Raw genomic sequence first — 19,892 nt, forward strand, 5'->3', positions numbered from 1 at the left:
CTCGGGGCGTCGTACCAGCGTCAGCGCGCGGTCGCCGCGAGATCCGGCGGCGATCTGCGGGCTGTCGTGGAGTCGCTGGTGTCCGACCTCCGGTCGTGATCCAGCTGCTCCAGCACGTTACTGATCGGCGTCGTCCGGTTCCATCTCGTTGACGATCAGCAACCCGTCGCGGCCACGCTGCTCTCGATAGGCGACGCGGCCGACGGTGTGCGCGATGACCGGAGCGGTCACCAGGGTGAAGACGCCGACGAGCAAAAGCATCCAGATGTCGACGTTGCCGCGCAGGCTGATGATGGCCCCGGTCAACACCATGATCAGGCCGACCACCTGCGGCTTGGTGGCCGCGTGCATCCGGGACAGGGTATCGGGGAAGCGCACGATGCCGACGGCGGCCGTGAAGGCCAACAGTGCCCCCAGCAGGATGAAGGCGGAGGCGATGACCTGGGCTACGGTGCTCATTCGTCCCTCACTGTGTTAACAGGTTCGTCCCTCACCGGAATGCTCATTCGTCCCTCACTGGGTTATCAGGTTCGTCCCTCACCGGAATACTCATTCGTCCCTCACCCGGAATCGCGCGATGCTGACCGACCCGACGAAGCTGACCAGTGACAACGCCACGATGGCAGGTACCAGGGTGGTGTCGCGGCTGTAGACGGCCCACACCGCGAGCCCGCACATCGAGACCGCGAGAATCGTGTCCATGGCGACGAGTCGGTCCAGTGTGCTGGGGCCGTCCAGCAGCCGGTATGCGGTCAGGATTGCCGCGGCGACGAGAAGGGTGCCGGCGATGGCGAGAACGACGGTCACGACCATTCTCCCTTCCGCTTGTCGTCGGTTTTCTTGTCATCTCGTGGGGCGTCGAGATCGCCCGATTCCGGATCGTCCCCGAACACTCCGTGGTACTGCTCGTACTCCTCGGAGTGGAGGGGGCTGGGCCTCCAGTCGGAGTCTCGCTCGAACCCGGCGATGAACAGCTTCTCCAGATGCCGGACGTAGGCGTAGAAGCCGTCGACCGCCTTCTGGGTACCCATGTCCAGTACGTGGACGTACAGCAAGCGCCTGGTTCGGTCGATTTCGAGCACCATGGTGCCGGGCACGAGATTCATCGCATCGACGAACAGGGTGAGCACCAGATCGGATTTGATCGCGATGCGGCAGCGCAGCACTCCGGTGACCGGCGGTGCCTTCGGCCTGATCGCCAACCAGGCGACGCTGACGCTCGATTCCATGGCGTAGTACAAGAAGACGCCGGCGAGCTTGACGAGAGAGAACACGTGGATTCGGCCCTCGACCGGAACCCTCGGCAACGGCAGCAGCACCATGATCAGCAGTCCCACCGCGATGCCGCCGAGAATATTGGCGGCAGAGACATTGCCCCACAACAGAACCCAGATCGCCGTCAACCATGCCAGCGTCCAGATACGCAGCAGCAGGGAGCGGTTCATCTTCATCGGGTGCCCTCCTCCTCTGCACGCGCCTGCTCGTAGGCCTGATCGCCGACGAATTCCGCACCTCGCACCGCATCGATGTACAGCGACCGGTCTTGCAGGTCCCTCGCTGCGCGATCACTGATGTCGATGATGGGACCGGCGAACACCGTCATCGCCAAGCCGACGACGACGAGTCCGATCGTCGGGATCAACATGAAGGCGGGCATCCGGCCGGGGTCCTCGCGATCACCGAACTGTATGTCGGACGAGTCGTCGACCAGGGCGGACGGGCTGTTGTCCGCGAGCTCGCCCTCGGGGGCGTCGGCGCGAGCCCGCCAGAATGCCTTGGTCCACACCCGCGCCATCACGTAGAGCGTCAGCAGGCTGGTGACCGTGCCGCCTGCGACGAGCAACCAGGCCAACACGCTGCCCTGTTCGCTGCCGGCCTGCAGGAGCGCCACCTTGCCGATGAAGCCCGAGAACGGTGGAATGCCACCGAGATTGAGGGCAGGCACCAGAAACACGATCGCCAGCACCGGGCTGGCCGCGGCCAGCCCGCCGAGTCGTCGCAGCGACGCCGAACCGGCCTGTCGCTCGATCAGGCCGACCACGAGGAACAGTGTCGTCTGCACCAGAATGTGGTGGGCGACGTAGTAGATCGAGCCCGACAGTCCCGACTGGGTCGACAGTGCGATGCCGAAGATCATGTAACCGATATGGCTGACGAGGGTGAACGACAACAGTCGTTTGATGTCGCTCTGTGCGATGGAGCCGAGGATGCCGACGAGCATCGTCAGCAGACCGCAGACCATCAGAACGTTGTCGAGCGAGCCGTCGGGAAACATCAGGGTGTGCGCGCGAATGATCGCGTACACACCGACTTTCGTCAGCAACCCGGCGAACACCGCGGTGACCGGAGCCGGGGCGGTGGGGTACGAGTCCGGTAGCCAGGTCGAGAGCGGGAACACCGCGGCCTTGATGCCGAACGCGACGAGCAGGACGGCGAAGATCGCGGTTCTCGTGCCCGACGGGATGTCGTTCATCCGTACCGCGATGTGGGCCAGGTTCAGCGTTCCGGTTGCTCCGTAGACGAGCGCGATGCCGATGAGGAAGATCAGCGAGGACACCATCGAGACCATCACATACGACACGCCGGCACGGACTCGGTCGGCGCTCGCTCCGAGCGTCAGCAATACGAACGATGCCGCGAGCAGCACCTCGAAGCCCACGAACAGGTTGAACAGGTCGCCGGCCAGGAACGCGTTGCAGACACCTGCGGTCAGCGCGAGGTAGGTCGGCAGGAAGATCGAGACGGGCTGATTCTCGTTGCCGTCACGAATACCCTGACCGATCGAGTACACCATCACCGCCAGCAACACGATGGACGAGACGACGAGCATCAGTGCCGAGAGTCGATCCACCACCAGGGAAATGCCGAGCGGAGAATCCCAGCCACCGACCTGAAGTGCGCTGACGCCGTCGCGATCGGCCAGGTACAGCATCATCGACGAGATCGCGACCACCGCAGTCAATGCGACGAGGGTGAGGAAACGCTGCGCGCGGGGGCGTCGGCCCAGCACCAGGGTGAGAGCCGCGGCGAGCATCGGAATGAGGACGGGGAGAGGAGTCAGGACATCGATGACGTGCGGGGAGATCGTCATTTGTCTCCTCCCTTCTCGTCGTCGGCGCTGCTGTTGTCGGGCCTGCTGTCGTCCTTCTCGGCATTGTCGAGTCCGTCGAGCCCCTCGACCTGGGGGTTGTCGTCATCGTCGAAGTCACCGTCGTGCAGATCCTCGTAGCACTCGAGGTCCTCGAGATTCTCGAGCTGATCCATCGGAATCGGGTTGCCCTTCGAGTCGAACGCGTCCCCGCCGACGCTGGGTTCGCCCGTCAGCGGGTCGTCCGAGCGGTCGCGGTCGGGTGCTTCGGCCATCGACCGGCGCTGGGAGACCTTGGTGTCCTCGGGGTCGTTCTCGACGTCGTCCCTGGTGTTGAGCGTGAACGATCGGTATGCCAGGGCGAGGACGAAGGCGGCGATACCCATGGTGATGACGATCGCCGTCAGGATCATCGCCTGCGCCAGCGGGTCGGCCATCTGCTGATTGACCGCATTGTCGCGGCCGACGATGGGCGGGGCTCCTGCGGGCCCACCGACGGTGAGCAGCAGCAGGTTGACACCGTTACCGAACAGCAGCAGGCCCAGCAGCATCTTGGTGATGCTGCGCTCGAGCAGTAGATAGACACCCGCCGCGACCAGGACGCCGACGATGAACAGCATTCCGAGATCTGCGGTCATGGGGCGCTCACTCGGGCTTGGCTCTGCATTTCCACCTGTGCGTCGAGGCGCGCGCCGAGACTGCGGAGCACGTCGAGTACCAACCCGACCACGATGAGATACACACCGAGGTCGAAGAACAATGCGGTGACGAGCTTGATGTCACCGAGGATCGGCAGCGTCACTTCCAACGTTGCCGAGGACAGCGCCGGGGCACCGAGGAACATCGACGCCACCGCCGTGCCCGCCGAGAAGATCAACCCGAGACCGAGGATCTTTCCGGCATCGATGGGAACGGTCTCGCCGAGCTCGTACCGACCACCGGCCAGATACCTGAGCACCAGCGCCAACCCCGCGGTGAGTCCACCGGCGAAACCGCCACCGGGAGCGTTGTGACCGGAGAAGAAGAAGTAGATCGAAAGCACCATGATCGTCGGGAAGATCAACCGCGTCGTGACCTCGAGAATCAACGAGCGATGTCGAGGATCGATCAGATCGCCGCCGAGCAGCCACGTCGTCTCCGCCGCGAAGTTCGCATCCGAATTCGACGCCGGGGCGTCGGAGACCCGCGGAGCGCTGCCGAACCGACGGTTGCGGAAGACCAGGCTGGCCACGCCCGTCGCGGCGACGAGGAGGACGCAGATCTCGCCGAGGGTGTCCCAGGCACGGATGTCGACGAGGATCACGTTGACGATGTTCTTGCCGTCGCCCAGTTCGTACGCGGCCTCGGGGAACTGCAACGACACCGGAGCGGTGTTGCGGGCGTTCATCGCGAATGCGCCGAGCGCACTGACGGTTGCTCCGACAGCAATGGCGAGCGCGGCGCGGGGTGCGCGAAATCCGGTCGAGCTCCGTTCGGCAACTTCGGCTGGCAGCTTGCGCAGCACCAGCACGAACACCACGAGCGTGAGCGTCTCGACGAGAAACTGAGTCAGGGCCAGATCGGGAGCCCCGTGAATGGCGAAGATGACACCGCAGCCGTAGCCGGTGAGCCCGACCAGGACGACGCTGGCCAGACGGTTACGCATGACCGTCGCACCGAGCCCGCCCGCGATCATGATCAATCCGATGACGAACTGCAGCGGGGTGTTCCACAGGGTGTATTCCAGGCCGGGCTTCTGGCCGACGAGCAGCACGATGATCGGCAGCAACACGAGGGTCAGCAAGATCGTGCCCTGCGTGAGGGGGAGTGAACCGCGCTGCGTGGTGCCGGTGAGGCGGATGGACAGCGTGTCCATGAACTTGAGCACGTTGTCGTAGATGCGGTCGGCGTTGCCGAGCGGGGGATGCTCGAACTTGAGCCTGTTGACCACTCGGTGAGCGATGAACAACCCGACGCCGCCGGTGACGACGACGGCCGTCAGCGCCAGCGGCAGGTTGAACCCGTGCCACAGCGCCAGGTGGTACGGCTCTTGGCCGTAGGACGGCAGGGTGCGCGCGTAGGGGCTGACGATGCGATCGACGATGGAGGAGGCGAAACCGGCGACCAGGCCGAGGACCGCCAGAAATGCAGGCGCAGCCAGGAACAGCGGCGAGGGCGCATGCATGGTCTTCACCGATGGACTCGGACGTTTGAGCTGCTTTCGACCGAACGCGCCCCAAACGAATCGGATGCTGTAGGTGACCGTCAGGATCGACCCGATCACCAGGCCGGCGACCACGACCGCCGCGACCGTGGGATCGAGCGTCGGAGTGCTGATCACGGCCGATAGCGCCGTTTCCTTGCCGACGAACCCCAGCAGCGGCGGCAGGCCGGCCATGCTGGCGGCGGCGAGCGCTGCGATGGCGGCGAGCCACGGTGCCTTCTTGCCGAGGTGGGCGAGTCTACGTATGTCGCGGGTGCCGGTGGTGTGATCGACGATGCCGACGACCATGAACAGGGTCGCCTTGAACATCGCGTGCGCGATCACCATCGTCAGGCCGGCGAGCATGGCCTTCTCCGAACCGATGCCGACCAATACGATCAGGAAACCGAGCTGGCTGACGGTGCCGAACGCCAGGATGAGCTTGAGATCGAACGCGCGCAGTGCTCGCCAGCCGGCCAGAATCATCGACAGCAGACCGAGGGTGATCACGGTCGCGCGCCACGGACCCGAATCGGCGAAACCCGGTGCCAGGCGTGCCACCAGGTAGATGCCCGCCTTCACCATCGCCGCGGCGTGCAGGTAGCCACTGACCGGCGTCGGGGCCGCCATGGCTCCAGGAAGCCAGAAGTGCATCGGCACGATGGCCGACTTGCTCAATGCTCCGATCAGAACGAGCACGATCGCGACCCCGGGCAACCAGCCGCCGGGCGCATTCGCTACCAGTTCGGAGAGGTTGTAGGTACCGGCCACCTGGCCGAGAACGATGATGCCGACCAGCATCGCCAGGCCGCCTGCGGTGGTGACGAGCAGAGCCTGGGTGGCGGCGCGCCTGCTCGAGGCCCGCTCGGCGTAGTGACCGACCAGCAGGAACGACAGGACCGTCGTGATCTCCCAGAAGATGTAGAGAACCAGCATGTTGTCGCTGGTGATGAGGCCGAACATGGCCCCGGAGAACGCGACCATCTCGGCAGCGAACAGGCCGAGCCGAGGCTCGTCGTCCTCGAAGTAGCGCGCGCAGTAGAGCAGGATCAGGGAGCCGATGCCCAGCACCAACAGCGACATGATGGCAGTGAGAGAGTCGAAACGCATGTCGATGTTCATCGACAAGCCGGGGACCCATTCGATTCTCGACGTCTGCTCGGTGTTCCAATTGTCGAATACCCAGATCAGACTCAGCAGGGGAACGAGCGCCAGCGGGAAGAAGGCATTGCGGCCCCACCACCGAACGAGCAGCGGCGCGAGCAGCGCCGCGGCGGTGTGCGCAAGAAGGATGGCGAGCAAAAAACACTCCGTCGTCTCGGTCGCATCGGCGGTGAGACCGATGCGGTGGTCGTAGGGCGGCGATGAGTAGGGTCCGGGAAAACCGTGTGAAATTCGACGTGATTCTTTGGGAAATAACGAGGCTGCTACCGAACGGCAGCACCCGAGTAGTCGAACCCCATCCTACTTTGCGTGGTCGTTAGCGTGGCGACCGGTGCGACGCCGCAGTGAAGCCCTCGGCGATGGAGACTGTGTCGGTGAACCATCCGAATCTCATTCGTACCGCGGGGTTGGCCTACGTTCGGGATCGTCGCATGATCCAGACGCGATCGGCCGGCAAGTCCGCGTTCTACATGGCCGGCGGCAAGATCGACCCCGGTGAGAGCCCTGAACAAGCGCTGCACCGAGAGATCAGGGAAGAGCTCGACGCGACCGTGATCGACGCCCGACCCCTCGGGGTGTTCGAGTGCCAGGCCTGGGGGCATCCGGACGGAACCTCGCTCGAAATGACCTGCTTCCTCGCCGATCTGTCGAACGAGCCGACGCCGACCAGCGAAATCGCCGAGATCAGGTACTTCACCCGAGACGAGTACGCCGCGATGGACGACGTCGCTCCGGGGTCGCTGATGGTGTTCGACCGAATGAAGGCACTCGATTTGATCGACTGAAGCAGGTATGTTGGTACTCGAGAGAACGTACGTTCTCCGAAGGCCACCGCGAAGGAGTCTCCATGACGAACCTGTCCCAGAAAGCCACCACCCTGCTCGAGCTGCACCAGCCGGGCAACCCGGTCGTGTTGCCGACCGTGTGGGACGCCTGGTCCGCCAACCTGGCCGTATCGGCAGGCTTCACCGCCCTGACCGTCGGCAGCCACCCCGTCTCGGACTCCATCGGCAAGCCGGACAACGAGGGCATCACCTTCGACGAAATCCTCGCCCGCATCTCGCAGATCTCCAGTGCCGTCGACGCCCCGCTCTCGGTCGACATCGAATCCGGCTACGGCGAGGACCCCAAGCGCCTGATCGACGGACTCGTCTCGGCCGGAGCCGTCGGCCTCAACATCGAAGACACCGTGCACAGCGAAGGTGGACGCCTCCGTGAAGCACAGGAGCACGCCGACTTCGTCGCAGCGCTGCGCGCGGCATCGGACGCAACCGACGTCCATGTGGTCATCAACGCTCGCACCGATCTGTTCGTCAAGGAAATCGGCGACGAGAACGATCGCGTCGACCGCGCCATCGCACGTCTGAAGCTGTGCGCCGAGGCCGGAGCCGACTCGCTCTACCCCGTCGGCTTCCATGGCGACGCCGATTACAAGCGCCTCGCCGAAGAACTCCCGCTGCCGATCAATGCCATCGCCAACCCGGCCGAAGGCGACCTGAAGCATTTCGCATCCCTCGGAGTGGGTCGGATCAGCTTCGGGCCGATCTTCCAGATGGAATTGGCCAAGCGGGCAGAGGAGATCCTCGGCCGCTGGAAGTGAGAGCGGCTTCGCCGCACGTGCATGGCTGGTTCATCGGTCGTTCCGCAGGCTCCACTCCTGGTTCATCGGTCGTTCCGCAGGCTCCACTCCTGGTTCATCGGTCGTTCCGCAGGCTCCACTCCTGGTTCATCGGTCGTTCCGCAGGCTCCACTCCTGGCTCGTAGCCCGTCACGAAGTTCCGCTCACATGCCGTAGGCCTCGAGGTGCGCCACCTGCTCGGGATCGAGTGACGGTTTCACCGTCGCCCGAGCGGTGGCGACATCGGCGGCCGTGACGTCGGCTGCATCCATCGACCGACGCATCGCCGTCAATGCGGCCTCGCGCAACAGTGCTGCGCAATCGGCGGCGGAGTACCCGTCGAGGTCTCGGGCGAGCGCCTCCAGATCCACGTCCTCGGCGAGCGGAATGGACTTGCCCGACGCCTTGAGGATGTCCACTCGGGCATCGGAATCCGGCGGCGGCACGAACACCAGACGCTCGAGCCGGCCGGGCCGCAGTAGAGCTGGGTCGATCAGGTCCGGCCGGTTCGTCGCTCCGAGTACCACGACGTCCCGCAGCGGTTCGACGCCGTCGAGCTCGGTCAGCAGCGCCGCCACGACCCGATCTCCGACGCCGGAGTCCGAACTCTGCCCGCGCCGCGGTACCAGTGCGTCCACCTCGTCGAGAAAGATCAGTGAGGGTGCAGAATCGCGGGCCCGCTGAAAGAGCTCTCGCACAGCCTTTTCCGAGGAGCCGACCCACTTGTCCATCAGCTCCGCGCCCTTGACGGAGTGCACGCTGAGCTGACCGGAGCTGGCGAGCGCTCGTACCAGGAACGTCTTGCCGCACCCGGGGGGACCGTAGAGCAGAACACCGCGCGGCGGTTCGATTCCCAATCGCGCGAACGAATCCGGGTGTCGCAGCGGCCACAGCACGGCCTCGGTGAGCGCCTGCTTGGTCTCGACCATGTCGCCGACATCGTCGAGGGAAAGGCTGCCGATGGCCAGTTCCTCGGTACCCGAACGCGACAGCGGACGGATGACCTGCAGCGCGCCCACCAGATCGTCCTGAGTCAATACGGCCGGGGCCGAATCGTTCGACGCGCGAGCAGCCGCCCGCAGCGCTGCCTCACGCGTCAGCGCAGCGAGATCTGCAACCACGAAACCCGGTGTTCGTGAGGCGATCTCGACGAGATCGACGTTGCCCTGAGGGACCTTCTTCAGTAGGTGCGCCAGCAACCCCTTGCGTCCGGCCGCATCCGGCAGCGTGAGGGTGAGTTCGCGATCGCACAGGTCCTGACCTCGCAGTCTCGCGTCGGTCGCCTCGGGATGAGCCGTCGTCGCGATCAGCGCGAGACCGGGAGTGTCGACGGCTCGGCGCAGCACGTCGAGCACGAATGTCGACGCCGGTTCGGGGTCGGAGGGCAACAGCGCGTCGACGTCGGTGATCAACAGCACCCCTGAACCGGCGAGTTCGTCCACTGCCGCGGTGACCCGGTCGACCCGAGCCGACGCCTCCAGCGCACCGATGGACGGACCGTCCAACACGACGCAGTCCCGCTCGCCGATCACCGCACGAGCCAGCGTGGCCTTGCCCACCCCGCCCGGTCCGGTGATCAACACCCCCAGGTGAGGTGATGCGCCCAGCGTCGCCAACAGTTCCGACTCGTCCAGCGCCAGCCGTAGCCATTCGACGAGCTTGGACTGCTGCGCGTGCACACCCACCAGATCCGCGACGCTCACCCGAGGTGCCGTCTTTGTCGTCGAGTGGACCGGGGTGGATGGCGTCGGAGCGGCAGCGGTCACGGTGCCCGTCCCCCAGTTCACCGCCGAATTGGGCTGCACACTCACTGGCCCACCCGATGGATCGACGGCCGAGACCGTCAGCAATTCGGTGGTCCAGGCAACCCCGAAGGTTCTCGACAGTGCCTGCGTCGCCGAACTCGTCGACGTGCCGGGGCCCAGATCGCGGGGGAGCAGCGACACCGTGTCGCCCACGGTCAACACCTTGCCGAGCAGTGCTTGGCGCAGGGTGGCGTCGGAGATGGAACCGGCGGCGAGCGCGGAGCCGGTCACCGTGACGGTCTTGGCACCGTAGACGGTGACGGGACCGACTGCGACAGAAGCATTTTCTCGCAAGCCGGCGTTGGAGAGGGTGACATCGTCCAGCAGCGCGGTGCCCTGCGGCGAACCCTCGGGGGCCGCGGCGACGACGGCAGCGGTGCGGCGAGAACCGATGAGCGAGAGGGCATCCCACTCCCGCAGACCGAGAGCGGCGAGCACCTCCGGATGCAACCGTACGACGCCCCGTCTGGCATCGGCTGCCGACGTGTTCAGGCGGGTGGTGAGAACGAGCTCCGCAGCACTGGATGAGGTCACCGGATCGACCCTAGTAGTTCAGGGCGCCGGTTCGTCAGCTACGAGGCCGACGCAGTCCCAGGCGGGCCTGGGACCGGCGCGCACCACCCGGCGCGCGGCGGATTGCTCGGCGCTCGGCTCGGCGCTCCGCGGGCTTGGCGTCCCACGTGTAGGGACGAGCAGCAGTCCAGCGCTGCGAACGCACGGCGAACGGGATGTGCACCAGGTAGGCCAGCACCAATCCCATGAGCAGAACCAGCGGGAAGGTGATGAGTGCAGCGGCGAGGAGCGCGACCAGAACCAATAGGAAGGCGGCCAGCCGCGGAGGAACCGAGACGGTCTTGAGGGCCAAGGTGGGGATTCGGCTGACGATCAGGGCCGCGGCGAGGATCGACCACCCGGCGACGACGTAGAACGACGCCCACCAGCCGTCGCCGAACTGCTCGAACGCCGCGATGGGGGCCAATGCGATGAGGGCACCGGCGGGAGCGGGAACGCCGGTGAAGAACTCGCGCGCATAGGCCGGGGTGTCGTCCTCGTCGAGCAGGGTGTTGAAGCGCGCGAGCCGAAGCACGATGCTCACCGCGTAGACCAGTGCAACGATCCAGCCGCCGCTGCTGCCCTCGAGCAACGTCACGTACAACACCAGTGCCGGGGCGACACCGAACGAAATGGCATCGGACAGCGAGTCCAGTTCGGCACCGATCTTGCTGGTGGCATCGAGCAGTCGAGCGATGCGCCCGTCCAACGCGTCGAGGATTGCCGCGGCACCGATCATGGCGAGTGCCGTTCCGAGTTCGCCGTCGAGGGCGAATTTGACCGCGGACAGTCCGGCGCACAACGCGAGAATGGTGACGACGGACGGAAGCAGGCGGATGGCAGCGGGCGGCTTGGCGCGTCTGGTGATCATGAAGTCGCTACTGCGGTAACTCGGCGAGGACTGTCTCGGCACCGACCGCACGTTGTCCGCGCTGTACCAGCAGTGTGGTGCCGGCAGGGAAGTAGGTGTCGACGCGAGAGCCGAAGCGGATGAGACCGTACGTGTCACCGATCGACAGGGCATCACCGACTTTCGCGTTGTTGATGATGCGTCGCGCAATGAGACCGGCGATCTGCACCACGGCGACATCCTGGCCGGAGTCGGTCCTGATGTGCATGCTGTTGCGCTCGTTGACCTCGCTGGCCTCGGCGAGGTCCGCGGACTTGAACTGGCCGCGGCGGTGCACGACCTCCATGACTCGGCCACCGACGGGAACGCGCTGAACGTGTACGTCGAGCACGGACAGGAAGATGCTCACTCGGGGAACCGGTTCCGAACCGAGATCGAGCTCGGTGGGGGGAACGGCGGTATCGACGAGCGTGACCAGGCCGTCGGCCGGAGCGACGACGACGCCGGGGCGATTGGGCGGCACGCGGGACGGGTGGCGAAAGAAGGTGGCGCAGGCTCCGGCGGCAACGAGCCCTGCATTGCGGACCCACTTGGATCGACGGCCCAGAACTGCGACGGCGAGCGGACCGCCGACGAACGGAAGCCCGGCGGGGTGTAGCGGTGGAACCGTTTCACGGACCAAATCGACGATGTGAGCCACTCCGGTACGGGGCGGTTGACCAATCGGGGCGGGACGGCGTGCCACGGTCTCCTCTAACTGTCGGCGACAGTAATTGTCGGCAAGAAATGATGCTGGCAGGTCATGGTGCTGCAGGTGGATCGTGCGCAGACATACGACTGCCGGGGCCCTCACAGCGTACGTGAGGTGCCCCGGCAGTCGAGAAGTGCGAGTGCGATCAGACGCGGCTGCGACCCATCACGAGCTTGACCAGGAACAGCAAGATGCATGCGCCGAGGATGCAGGTGATGAAGCTGAAGATCAGGCCGCCACCTTCGACGTCGACGCCGAAGACCTTGAGGAGGTAGCCACCGATGAGGCCGCCGATGATGCCGACGACGATGTTCAGGATGATGCCCATCTGAGCATCGGTCTTCATGATCTTGCTGCCGATCCAGCCGGCCAGTCCGCCGATGATGATCCAGCCGATGATTCCGAGACCCAACATGCGTTGCCCCCACTTTCCGTTTGTGTCTTTTGCTTGTCGAAAAGCGGGATGCCCCTCAGAAACAAACCTGAAACATTCCTGAGAGAAATACTTTTAGCTCGACTTCTCACTTTCGGTTTTGATGCGTCGCAGGGTGCTGTTCATACCTTCGACGAGTTCGACGTCGAACTCGTCGATGCCCCCGAGGACTCGCTTCACCAACAGCGACGAGACGGCCGTGGTGCCCGAGGGGGCCTGTCTCTTCTCGACGACCGTTGTTCCGGTGTCCGTCGGAGTGAGTGTGTAGGACCAGATCGTCTTGTTCTCGACGACGCGGAACGCGAGTTCACGGTTGGGCTCGAAGGTGACGACCTTGGCGGTGGTCGGCCAGACGAGCAAACCCTTCTTGTTGATGTTGAGCGTCTTGGTGCCCTTGCCGACCGGCCCGCCGAAGACCTTCATCTTCTTGCACTGCGGGCTCCACTCGCCCATGCGCTGTAGGTCCGAGACGATCGACCAGACAGTCTCGGGGCTCGCGGCGATGTCGATCGTGGCTTCGAGAGTCTTGCTCAACGGGGACCTCCAAATAGTGGGGATAGCTGCAACTGAATGTCACACTCAACCGTGCGCATCCTATGTGGCGACAGACACAGCCGGCCAGGTAGGTGAACCAGCGGTGTTCACATACGGGCGCGTCGAGCGAGGACGAAGGCGTACAGCCCGTAGAGGCCGATGCCCACTCCGGCGAGGATCAGCAGCACCCGGCCGTAGGGCTGTGCACCGAGGGTCTTGACCGCAGCGTCGATTCCCGAGGCCTTCGACGGGTCGGATTGCAGTACTGCCACCCCGACGAGGATTCCGGCTCCGACCAGGGCCGCACCCTTGGCTGCGTATCCGGTCATGCCGAGCTTGACGACGGCCCCGCTCTGATGACCCTTCAGATCATCGAGGAAGCCTTTCGATACTCCCTTGTATATGTGGTAGCCGCCGACGCCGATGACGATCAGGCCCACCACGATCAGAACGAACTTGCCGCCGCCGGATTCCATCAATCGCGCCGAGTAGCCGGCATTCTGCTTGCCGCTGTCTTCGCCCGAGCCGGTCGCGAAGCCGTACGTCGAGAACGCGAACGCAAGGTAGACCACGGCCAGCGCCACTGCCTTGGCCCGATCCAGAGCACTCCCGGCATCCGAATCGGACTTCTTGCCGACGATCGCCTCGAGTATCCGCCACAGAGCCAGCGCCACGAAGGCGACGACCGCAATCCACAGGGCGATTTTTCCGCCCGGCTGCGCGGCCAAGGCGGCGAGGGCGCCGGACTGATCGGCGTTGCCGGACCCACCGAACGCCAAACGGACGGCGATGTAGCCGATCAGTACGTTCAGCAGTCCGCTGACGAAGTGACCGCCGCGAGCTGCGTACTCGAAGGCATCGTTGTCTTGTACGGAATTGGCCATAGAGTCTGCCGATTTGTTCATTCAGTTCCCCGATCAGTCGATTTGGGGTGTTGTTTACCCGGATGGCGCAGGTGGAAACGGCCCTGGTGGCGCGAAACGCCGCACGAGATCCCACCGCGGCGTTAACACCGGGCGGACACTGATCGATGTATCAAGCGGAGTGTCGGGACCAGCATAGAAATTGTTCGGAGTGATCCACCGTGAAATTACAGTCGATAATGCGTCGTACCAGCAGCGATCTACCGCTGCTGAAGACCGCCAGGATGAGCGGCAGGCCACGAACCTGGCCCGGGGAGAAGCTCGAACGACTCCTCACCCCGCAAGAACTCGAGCTGATGCGACGCGGTCTGATCTGATCCTGCGATTCTCCGGTACGCGGCCACCGCTTGCCTCCCATTGCGGGCGCGGCGGTGGCATGCTCATGAGGTCGATGAGCATCTGTCCTGGAGGGTCATGAAACCGGTCATTCTCAGCGTCGACGACGATCCCGGAGTATCGAGATCGGTCGCCCGCGACCTACGCCGCCGCTACGGCGAGCAGTACCGCATCGTGCGCGCCGAATCCGGTGCCGGCGCGCTGGACGCACTGAAGGAACTCGCCCTGCGCGGCACCCCGGTCGCCATTCTGTTGGCCGACTACCGCATGCCCCTGATGAGCGGCATGGAATTTCTCGAACAAGCCATGGACCTCTTCCCGACGGCTCGTCGCATCCTGCTCACCGCTTACGCGGACACCGACGCAGCGATCGACGCGATCAATGTCATCGATCTCGATTACTACCTACTCAAGCCGTGGGATCCGCCGGAGGAAAAGCTTTACCCCGTGCTCGACGCTCAACTCGAGGCCTGGTGTGCGTACGACCACCGAGCCACCTCGGATACCAAGATCATCGGCCACCGCTGGTCTGCGCGATCGTCGGAGATTCGCGAGTTCCTCGCCCGAAATCAGCTGCCGTACCGCTGGTACATGTCCGACGAATCCGAGGGTGCGCGGCTGTTGGCCGCGGCAGGCGTGGCCGACGACCGACTTCCGGTGGTGATCACCACCGAGGGCGATGCGCTCATCGAGCCGTCCGACGCCGAACTCGGTGACCGGCTCGGCCTGACCGTCTCGCCGTCGGGGGAGTTCTACGATCTCGTCGTCATCGGCGGTGGCCCGGCCGGGCTCGGAGCGGCGCTGTACGGCGCGTCCGAGGGGCTGCGGACGACTCTGATCGAGCGGACCGCAACGGGTGGTCAGGCCGGACAGAGTTCACGCATCGAGAACTACCTGGGATTTCCCGACGGGGTCTCGGGAGCTCAGCTCGCCGAGCGGGCCCGGCGTCAAGCGCTCAAGTTCGGTGCCGAGGTCGTCACCACGCAGGATGTGGTGGGACTCGACGTCAACGGTTCCGCGCGCACCGTGCGGTTCGCGGACGGCCGGAGTATCAGCGCGCAGACGATCATCCTGTCCACCGGCGTCGCCTACCGCCGGTTGGACGCACCCGGAATCGACGACTTCACCGGCCGGGGCGTGTTCTACGGATCTGCGATGACCGAGGCCGCGCGCTGCGCCGAGCAGGACGTCTACATCGTCGGCGGAGCCAACTCGGCGGGCCAAGCCGCGGTGTACCTCGCGCGCGGGGCCAAGTCGGTCACCATCCTGATCCGTGCCACCTCGCTCGAGGCGTCGATGTCGTACTACCTCATCAAACAGATCGAAGAGAATCCGAAGATCAGCGTGCTGCCGTGCACCGAGGTCGCGGGGGTGGGCGGCGACGGGCACCTCGAGTCGATCACGTTGCGCAACCGGGCTACCGACGCCACCACGACGGTCGACGCGCAGTACCTGTTCCTGTTCATCGGCGCGGCCCCGCGCACCGACTGGCTCGACGGAGTGCTCGTTCGGGACGAGCATGGATTCGTGGTCACCGGGCCGGATCTCGTCGTCGACGGACGGGGACCCACCGGATGGACGCCCGCCCGACTGCCACATCACCTCGAAACGAGCGTGGCCGGAGTGTTCGCCGCGGGCGACGTTCGATCCGACTCGGCCAAACGCGTCGCGTCGGCCGTGGGGGAAGGCGCAATGGCCGTGATGTTGGTTCACAGATATCTGGCGAATCCATGACTGGGCAGGAGCGGAGCCCGCGGAGCGACCAGAATGCGCAGCCTGCGTGTGATGCCGAGGAATTGCGGACGCTGTTTCTGTTCGAGCAGCTCACCGACGAGCAATTGGCCGAGTTGTGCCGCGACGGGCGCATCGAGACGATCGAGCCGGGGCCGGTGTACGCGGAGGGCGATCCGGCGACGTGTTTCTACGTGTTGATCGACGGTGCCGTGGTGCTCTCGAAGCTTTCGGGTGGTGAGGATCTGGTGGTCAATCGCACCTCGCAGCGTGGGGTGTATGCCGGTGCGTGGCAGGCGTATCTGGGCGAACGGGTGCCCCAGACGTATCAGGGTTCGATGCGGGTGAGCGAGCGGTCCAGGTTCTTCGTGCTCGACGCAGACTGTTTCGCGTCGATCGTGAGGGAGTGGTTCCCGATGGCCCTGCACCTGCTGGAAGGGTTGTTCTTCGGAAATCAGAACACCAAGGCTGTGGTGGAGCAGCGAGAACGCTTGTTGGCGTTGGGTTCTCTGTCGGCCGGTCTGACGCACGAGCTGAACAATCCGGCCGCGGCAGCGGTGCGGGCGACGTCTGCGTTGCGGAATCGGGTGGCGCACATGCGGCAGAAGCTGGCGATGATCGCCGGCGGCACCCTCGATCGCGCCGGCCTGGCGCAACTGGTCGAACTGCAGAACGAGGCCGTCGAATTGGTGGCCAAGGCACCGAAGCTGACGGCGATGGAGGCATCGGACCGCGAGGACGAACTCGGAGAATGGTTCGAGGACAAGGATATTCGCGACGGCTGGGATCTGGCTCCCACCTTCGTCTCGGCCGGTCTCGATGTGCCGTGGCTCGATCGAGTCTCGGCAACCGTCGCTGATCCAGCGATGCTCGAGGGCGCGATTCGGTGGCTCAACTACACCGTCGAAACCGAGTTGTTGATGAACGAGATCGGGGATTCGACCACGCGAATCTCCACCTTGGTCGGTGCAGCGAAGCAGTATTCGCAAATGGATCGAGCGCCGTACCAGACCGTGGACGTGCGGGAGTTGCTCGACAGCACACTGATCATGTTGGGCCGCAAAATCGGCGACGACATCACTGTGGCCAAGGAGTACGACCCGGCGGTACCCGCCATCCCGGCCTATGCCGCCGAGCTCAATCAGGTGTGGACCAATTTGATCGACAATGCCGTGCAGGCCATGGACGGGAGGGGCACACTCACCGTCCGCACCCGCCTCGACGAAGATCAGGTTCAGATCGAGATCTGTGACACCGGACCGGGTGTGCCGCAGGAGATTCGATCGCGCATATTCGAGCCGTTCTTCACCACCAAGGCGGTCGGCGAGGGTACGGGCCTCGGCCTGGATATTTCGTGGCGGATCGTGGTGAAGAAGCATCAGGGCGATCTGCGCGTGGTGTCCGAACCCGGGGATACGCGTTTCGTCGTCAGACTGCCCGTCCAACCTGCAATCGAGGAGACATCATGACCATCGAAGGCATCGACCCACAGGTTCCCCCGTCGGGCCCTGGGTGCGTGGAGTGCACGCAGACGCAGGGCTGGTGGGTGCATCTGCGTCGCTGTGCGCAGTGCGGTCATATCGGGTGTTGCGATTCCTCCCCGTCGCAGCACGCCAGCAAGCACGCCGAGTCCACCCGGCACCAGTTCGTGCGCAGCTACGAGCCCGGTGAGGAATGGTTCTACAGCTACGCCGACGAGCAGATGTACGATGGCCCGGATCTGGCTCCGCCGCAGCATCATCCACTCGATCAGACGGTTCCCGGCCCGCGTGAGCGGGTTCCGTCGAACTGGCAGAGTCTCGTCAACTGACACCACGCGAGGCCGGTGGAACAGTGGGCTACGCAGAGATGAACACACCCGATCCAGTGGACGGTGTGGGTAATCTCGGAGCATGACCCTGATTGCGGAGGACCTGCTACTGCTGTTGCTCGACGACGAATCGGGCAAGCCGGTGGCCGACAGTACCAAGTTGCCGCGGGTACTGGCGGGTGCTCTGGTGGTCGAGCTCGCGATGGGTGGAGCTCTTCGCGTCACCGGCTCCGATGAGCAGATCGAGAAAGATCACGTTCTCGTAGCCGGGGACCCGCCTGCAGATGTGCTGCTGCGGCGGGTGTTCGATCTCGTCGCGACGGGATCGCGACCGATGAAGCCGCAGAAGTTGATCGAGAAGTCGCAGAAGAACCTGGCGAAGGAACTGGCTGCGCGTCTGGTGGCACGGGGCGTCGTCACCGAACAGCACGACAAGGTGTGGGGGTTGTTCCCGAGAACGACGTGGCCCGCCCGCGACACCGCGCACGAGAAGGTGCTGCGAGACGCGCTGCGCAGCGCGCTCGTCGACGGTACGACGCCGGAGCCGCATTCGGCTGCGTTGATCTCGCTGATATCTGCGATAGATCTGACGCACAAGGTCATCGAGGACGCGGACAAGAAGCTTCTGAAGCAGCGTGCGAAGCAGATAGCCGAGGGGGAGTGGGCCGGGGCGGCCGTACGCAAGGCGGTCGCCGATGTCAACGCAGCCGTGATGGCCGCTGTCATGGTGCCCATCGTCGTATCGACCACGAGCAGCTGAGGCGGGATGAGTAAAAGCATTGCGATTCTGATGTTCGACGACGTCGAGGTGCTCGACGCGTGCGGACCGTTCGAGGTGTTTTCGGTTGCGAGACGAGTGGCCGAACGTGCCGGTATCGCAGCGCCTTTCGAGGTGACTCTCGTCGGGATCGACAACGGCCCCGTCCGCGCGCGGGGTGGGATGAGGATCGGCGTCGACACCACGATCGATGATTCGCGCGGCTTCGATCTCGTTCTGGTTCCGGGTGGCATCGTCCACGCCGTGGAGGCGGACGGCCGAGTTCTGCAGTGGCTGCGCCGCGTCCGACCTACCGCCGAGGTCGTCGCCTCGGTGTGTACCGGAGTGTTCGTACTCGCGGCGGCGGGACTGCTCGATCAGCGGGCGGTGACCACGCACTGGGAAGACCTGGGGCTGTTGAGCGATCGCTGGCCTGAACTCGTTGTACACGAGGGTATTAGGTATATCGATCACGGCGATCTGGCGACGTCGGCCGGAATCAGCGCCGGTCTCGATCTGGCGCTGCATCTGGTCGCGCGGTGGGCGGGAGCGGATCACGCTCTCGCCACCGCGAGCCAGATGGATTACGACTGGTCAGGCGCTGAGCACCCGTAGGACGAGTGCGGCGACGGCGAACACGGCCAGTCCGGCGGCAGGCGCGAATTCCTTGTCCTTGACGCGCAGGTGTGCGGCGACGGCTCCAACGAAGTAGAGGACGACGCCGACGGCAGCGGCGACACCGATGGGCCATACGGCCAGGCCCACCAGAAGGCCGACAGCTCCCAGGATTTCGAGGTAGGCGAGCCACGGGATCTTGTCGGGCGGCACGCCGACCTGCTCGAGCATCGGGATGACGGAGTCGTTGCGGGTCAATTTCCCGACCGCGGAGAACGTGAGTGCGACGGCGAGTAGGACCGAGATGATGAGGGTTAATATGAACATGAGCCCTGCTTTCGGTTTTGAGGCCACTAGTAATTCAGAAGTAGCAAGGCGGACTGTAGCACCTCGGTAAGGTGGTTTCATGTCCACGAACCAGCCGTCTCACGAACCTCGTGGCTGCGACGGTGCTCTGGCCACCGCATTCGGCTTCCTCGGCAAGAGATGGAATGGAATTCTGCTGGCCACGTTGATGGACGGGCCCATGGGATATTCGTATCTGCGCCGCGCCGTCGGCAGCATCAGCGACTCGGTGCTGTCCGATCGCCTGGGAGAGCTCGGCAAAGCAGGTCTGGTGTTGCGCACAGTCGACGAGGGTCCGCCCATCTCGGTGCAGTACAGCTTGACGCCGTCCGGTCAGGCGCTGTTGCCGTCCCTACAGGCGCTGACGGACTGGGCTTCGAAAAACCTCTGACCCCCGC

Annotated in this window: 22 protein-coding genes; 9 read left to right on the plus strand and 13 right to left on the minus strand. The window is 64.7% G+C overall.

Going from position 1 to position 19,892, the window contains the following annotated elements; all coding sequences use genetic code 11:
• Window positions 1–117: 117 nt before the first annotated feature.
• The 6 genes from mnhG to RHODMAR_RS08405 form a co-directional block, all read right to left on the minus strand.
• Window positions 118–459 carry a monovalent cation/H(+) antiporter subunit G gene (mnhG, locus tag RHODMAR_RS08380; protein WP_008713428.1) on the minus strand — a complete coding sequence of 114 codons (342 nt, stop codon included), beginning with the start codon at window positions 457–459 and terminating at the stop codon, window positions 118–120.
• A 90-nt stretch (window positions 460–549) separates the two neighbouring features.
• On the minus strand, window positions 550–807 hold the full coding sequence (locus RHODMAR_RS08385) for a monovalent cation/H+ antiporter complex subunit F (RefSeq protein ID WP_042938464.1): 258 nt from the start codon (window positions 805–807) through the stop codon (window positions 550–552).
• Entirely contained in the window at window positions 804–1,445 is a 642-nt protein-coding gene (locus tag RHODMAR_RS08390) for a Na+/H+ antiporter subunit E (RefSeq protein ID WP_198289420.1), read from the minus strand. Before RHODMAR_RS08390 ends, RHODMAR_RS08385 begins: the two co-directional genes overlap by 4 nt.
• 2 nt (window positions 1,446–1,447) lie before the next feature.
• Window positions 1,448–3,091 (minus strand): Na+/H+ antiporter subunit D, encoded by a 1,644-nt coding sequence (locus tag RHODMAR_RS08395; RefSeq protein WP_008713433.1) that lies wholly within the window; start codon window positions 3,089–3,091, stop codon window positions 1,448–1,450.
• The gene (locus tag RHODMAR_RS08400; protein ID WP_008713435.1) at window positions 3,088–3,726 is read right to left on the minus strand and encodes a Na(+)/H(+) antiporter subunit C; all 639 of its coding nucleotides are present in this window, start codon (window positions 3,724–3,726) and stop codon (window positions 3,088–3,090) included. Before RHODMAR_RS08400 ends, RHODMAR_RS08395 begins: the two co-directional genes overlap by 4 nt.
• A complete protein-coding gene (locus tag RHODMAR_RS08405) occupies window positions 3,723–6,572 on the minus strand; it encodes a Na+/H+ antiporter subunit A (protein WP_008713437.1) in 2,850 nt (949 codons plus the stop codon). Before RHODMAR_RS08405 ends, RHODMAR_RS08400 begins: the two co-directional genes overlap by 4 nt.
• A 221-nt stretch (window positions 6,573–6,793) precedes the next feature.
• Between RHODMAR_RS08405 and RHODMAR_RS08410 the strand changes: the two genes are divergently transcribed.
• Window positions 6,794–7,219 (plus strand): NUDIX hydrolase, encoded by a 426-nt coding sequence (locus RHODMAR_RS08410; protein WP_008713438.1) that lies wholly within the window; start codon window positions 6,794–6,796, stop codon window positions 7,217–7,219.
• A gap of 62 nt (window positions 7,220–7,281) precedes the next feature.
• Window positions 7,282–8,034 carry an isocitrate lyase/PEP mutase family protein gene (locus RHODMAR_RS08415; protein ID WP_008713439.1) on the plus strand — a complete coding sequence of 251 codons (753 nt, stop codon included), beginning with the start codon at window positions 7,282–7,284 and terminating at the stop codon, window positions 8,032–8,034.
• Window positions 8,035–8,216: 182 nt separating this feature from the next.
• Here the strand turns inward: RHODMAR_RS08415 and RHODMAR_RS08420 are convergent, their stop codons facing one another.
• The 6 genes from RHODMAR_RS08420 to RHODMAR_RS08445 all read right to left on the minus strand — a co-directional run bounded on the left by RHODMAR_RS08420 (window position 8,217) and on the right by RHODMAR_RS08445 (window position 13,882).
• On the minus strand, window positions 8,217–10,391 hold the full coding sequence (locus tag RHODMAR_RS08420) for an AAA family ATPase (RefSeq protein ID WP_008713440.1): 2,175 nt from the start codon (window positions 10,389–10,391) through the stop codon (window positions 8,217–8,219).
• Between the two features lie 34 nt (window positions 10,392–10,425).
• Entirely contained in the window at window positions 10,426–11,280 is an 855-nt protein-coding gene (locus RHODMAR_RS08425) for a CDP-alcohol phosphatidyltransferase family protein (protein ID WP_042938460.1), read from the minus strand.
• A 7-nt stretch (window positions 11,281–11,287) separates the two neighbouring features.
• Entirely contained in the window at window positions 11,288–12,004 is a 717-nt protein-coding gene (locus RHODMAR_RS08430; RefSeq protein WP_008713442.1) for a phosphatidylserine decarboxylase, read from the minus strand.
• Window positions 12,005–12,155: 151 nt separating this feature from the next.
• Window positions 12,156–12,425, minus strand: a complete 270-nt coding sequence (locus RHODMAR_RS08435; RefSeq protein ID WP_008713443.1) for a GlsB/YeaQ/YmgE family stress response membrane protein — start codon at window positions 12,423–12,425, stop codon at window positions 12,156–12,158.
• A 93-nt stretch (window positions 12,426–12,518) separates the two neighbouring features.
• Window positions 12,519–12,977, minus strand: a complete 459-nt coding sequence (locus tag RHODMAR_RS08440; protein WP_008713444.1) for an SRPBCC family protein — start codon at window positions 12,975–12,977, stop codon at window positions 12,519–12,521.
• A 107-nt stretch (window positions 12,978–13,084) separates the two neighbouring features.
• On the minus strand, window positions 13,085–13,882 hold the full coding sequence (locus tag RHODMAR_RS08445; RefSeq protein ID WP_008713446.1) for a DUF1206 domain-containing protein: 798 nt from the start codon (window positions 13,880–13,882) through the stop codon (window positions 13,085–13,087).
• Window positions 13,883–14,079: 197 nt separating this feature from the next.
• Here RHODMAR_RS08445 and RHODMAR_RS28645 point away from each other — a divergent pair, with 197 nt between their 5' ends.
• The 6 genes from RHODMAR_RS28645 (at window position 14,080) to RHODMAR_RS08470 (ending at window position 19,149) form a co-directional block, all read left to right on the plus strand.
• Window positions 14,080–14,217: a hypothetical protein gene (locus RHODMAR_RS28645; protein ID WP_198289419.1), complete on the plus strand. Its 138-nt coding sequence runs from the start codon at window positions 14,080–14,082 to the stop codon at window positions 14,215–14,217.
• A 97-nt stretch (window positions 14,218–14,314) separates the two neighbouring features.
• The gene (locus RHODMAR_RS08450; RefSeq protein WP_008713447.1) at window positions 14,315–15,970 is read left to right on the plus strand and encodes an FAD-dependent oxidoreductase; all 1,656 of its coding nucleotides are present in this window, start codon (window positions 14,315–14,317) and stop codon (window positions 15,968–15,970) included.
• A complete protein-coding gene (locus tag RHODMAR_RS08455; RefSeq protein ID WP_008713448.1) occupies window positions 15,967–17,436 on the plus strand; it encodes an ATP-binding protein in 1,470 nt (489 codons plus the stop codon). The genes RHODMAR_RS08450 and RHODMAR_RS08455 overlap by 4 nt, the downstream gene beginning before the upstream one ends.
• Window positions 17,433–17,777, plus strand: coding sequence for a UBP-type zinc finger domain-containing protein (locus RHODMAR_RS08460; protein ID WP_008713449.1), 345 nt, complete (start codon window positions 17,433–17,435; stop codon window positions 17,775–17,777). Before RHODMAR_RS08455 ends, RHODMAR_RS08460 begins: the two co-directional genes overlap by 4 nt.
• An 82-nt stretch (window positions 17,778–17,859) precedes the next feature.
• The gene (locus RHODMAR_RS08465) at window positions 17,860–18,537 is read left to right on the plus strand and encodes a GOLPH3/VPS74 family protein (RefSeq protein ID WP_008713450.1); all 678 of its coding nucleotides are present in this window, start codon (window positions 17,860–17,862) and stop codon (window positions 18,535–18,537) included.
• A 6-nt stretch (window positions 18,538–18,543) separates the two neighbouring features.
• Complete coding sequence (locus tag RHODMAR_RS08470) at window positions 18,544–19,149, plus strand: DJ-1/PfpI family protein (RefSeq protein WP_008713451.1); 606 nt, start codon at window positions 18,544–18,546, stop codon at window positions 19,147–19,149.
• On the opposite strand, the gene RHODMAR_RS08475 is transcribed toward RHODMAR_RS08470, so the two are convergent.
• Window positions 19,129–19,476, minus strand: coding sequence for a DoxX family protein (locus RHODMAR_RS08475; RefSeq protein WP_008713452.1), 348 nt, complete (start codon window positions 19,474–19,476; stop codon window positions 19,129–19,131). The genes RHODMAR_RS08470 and RHODMAR_RS08475 overlap by 21 nt on opposite strands.
• 79 nt (window positions 19,477–19,555) lie before the next feature.
• Here RHODMAR_RS08475 and RHODMAR_RS08480 point away from each other — a divergent pair, with 79 nt between their 5' ends.
• Entirely contained in the window at window positions 19,556–19,885 is a 330-nt protein-coding gene (locus RHODMAR_RS08480; protein WP_008713454.1) for a winged helix-turn-helix transcriptional regulator, read from the plus strand.
• Window positions 19,886–19,892 lie beyond the last annotated feature (7 nt).

This window comes from Rhodococcus sp. AW25M09 (assembly GCF_000333955.1).
Classification (GTDB): domain Bacteria; phylum Actinomycetota; class Actinomycetes; order Mycobacteriales; family Mycobacteriaceae; genus Rhodococcoides.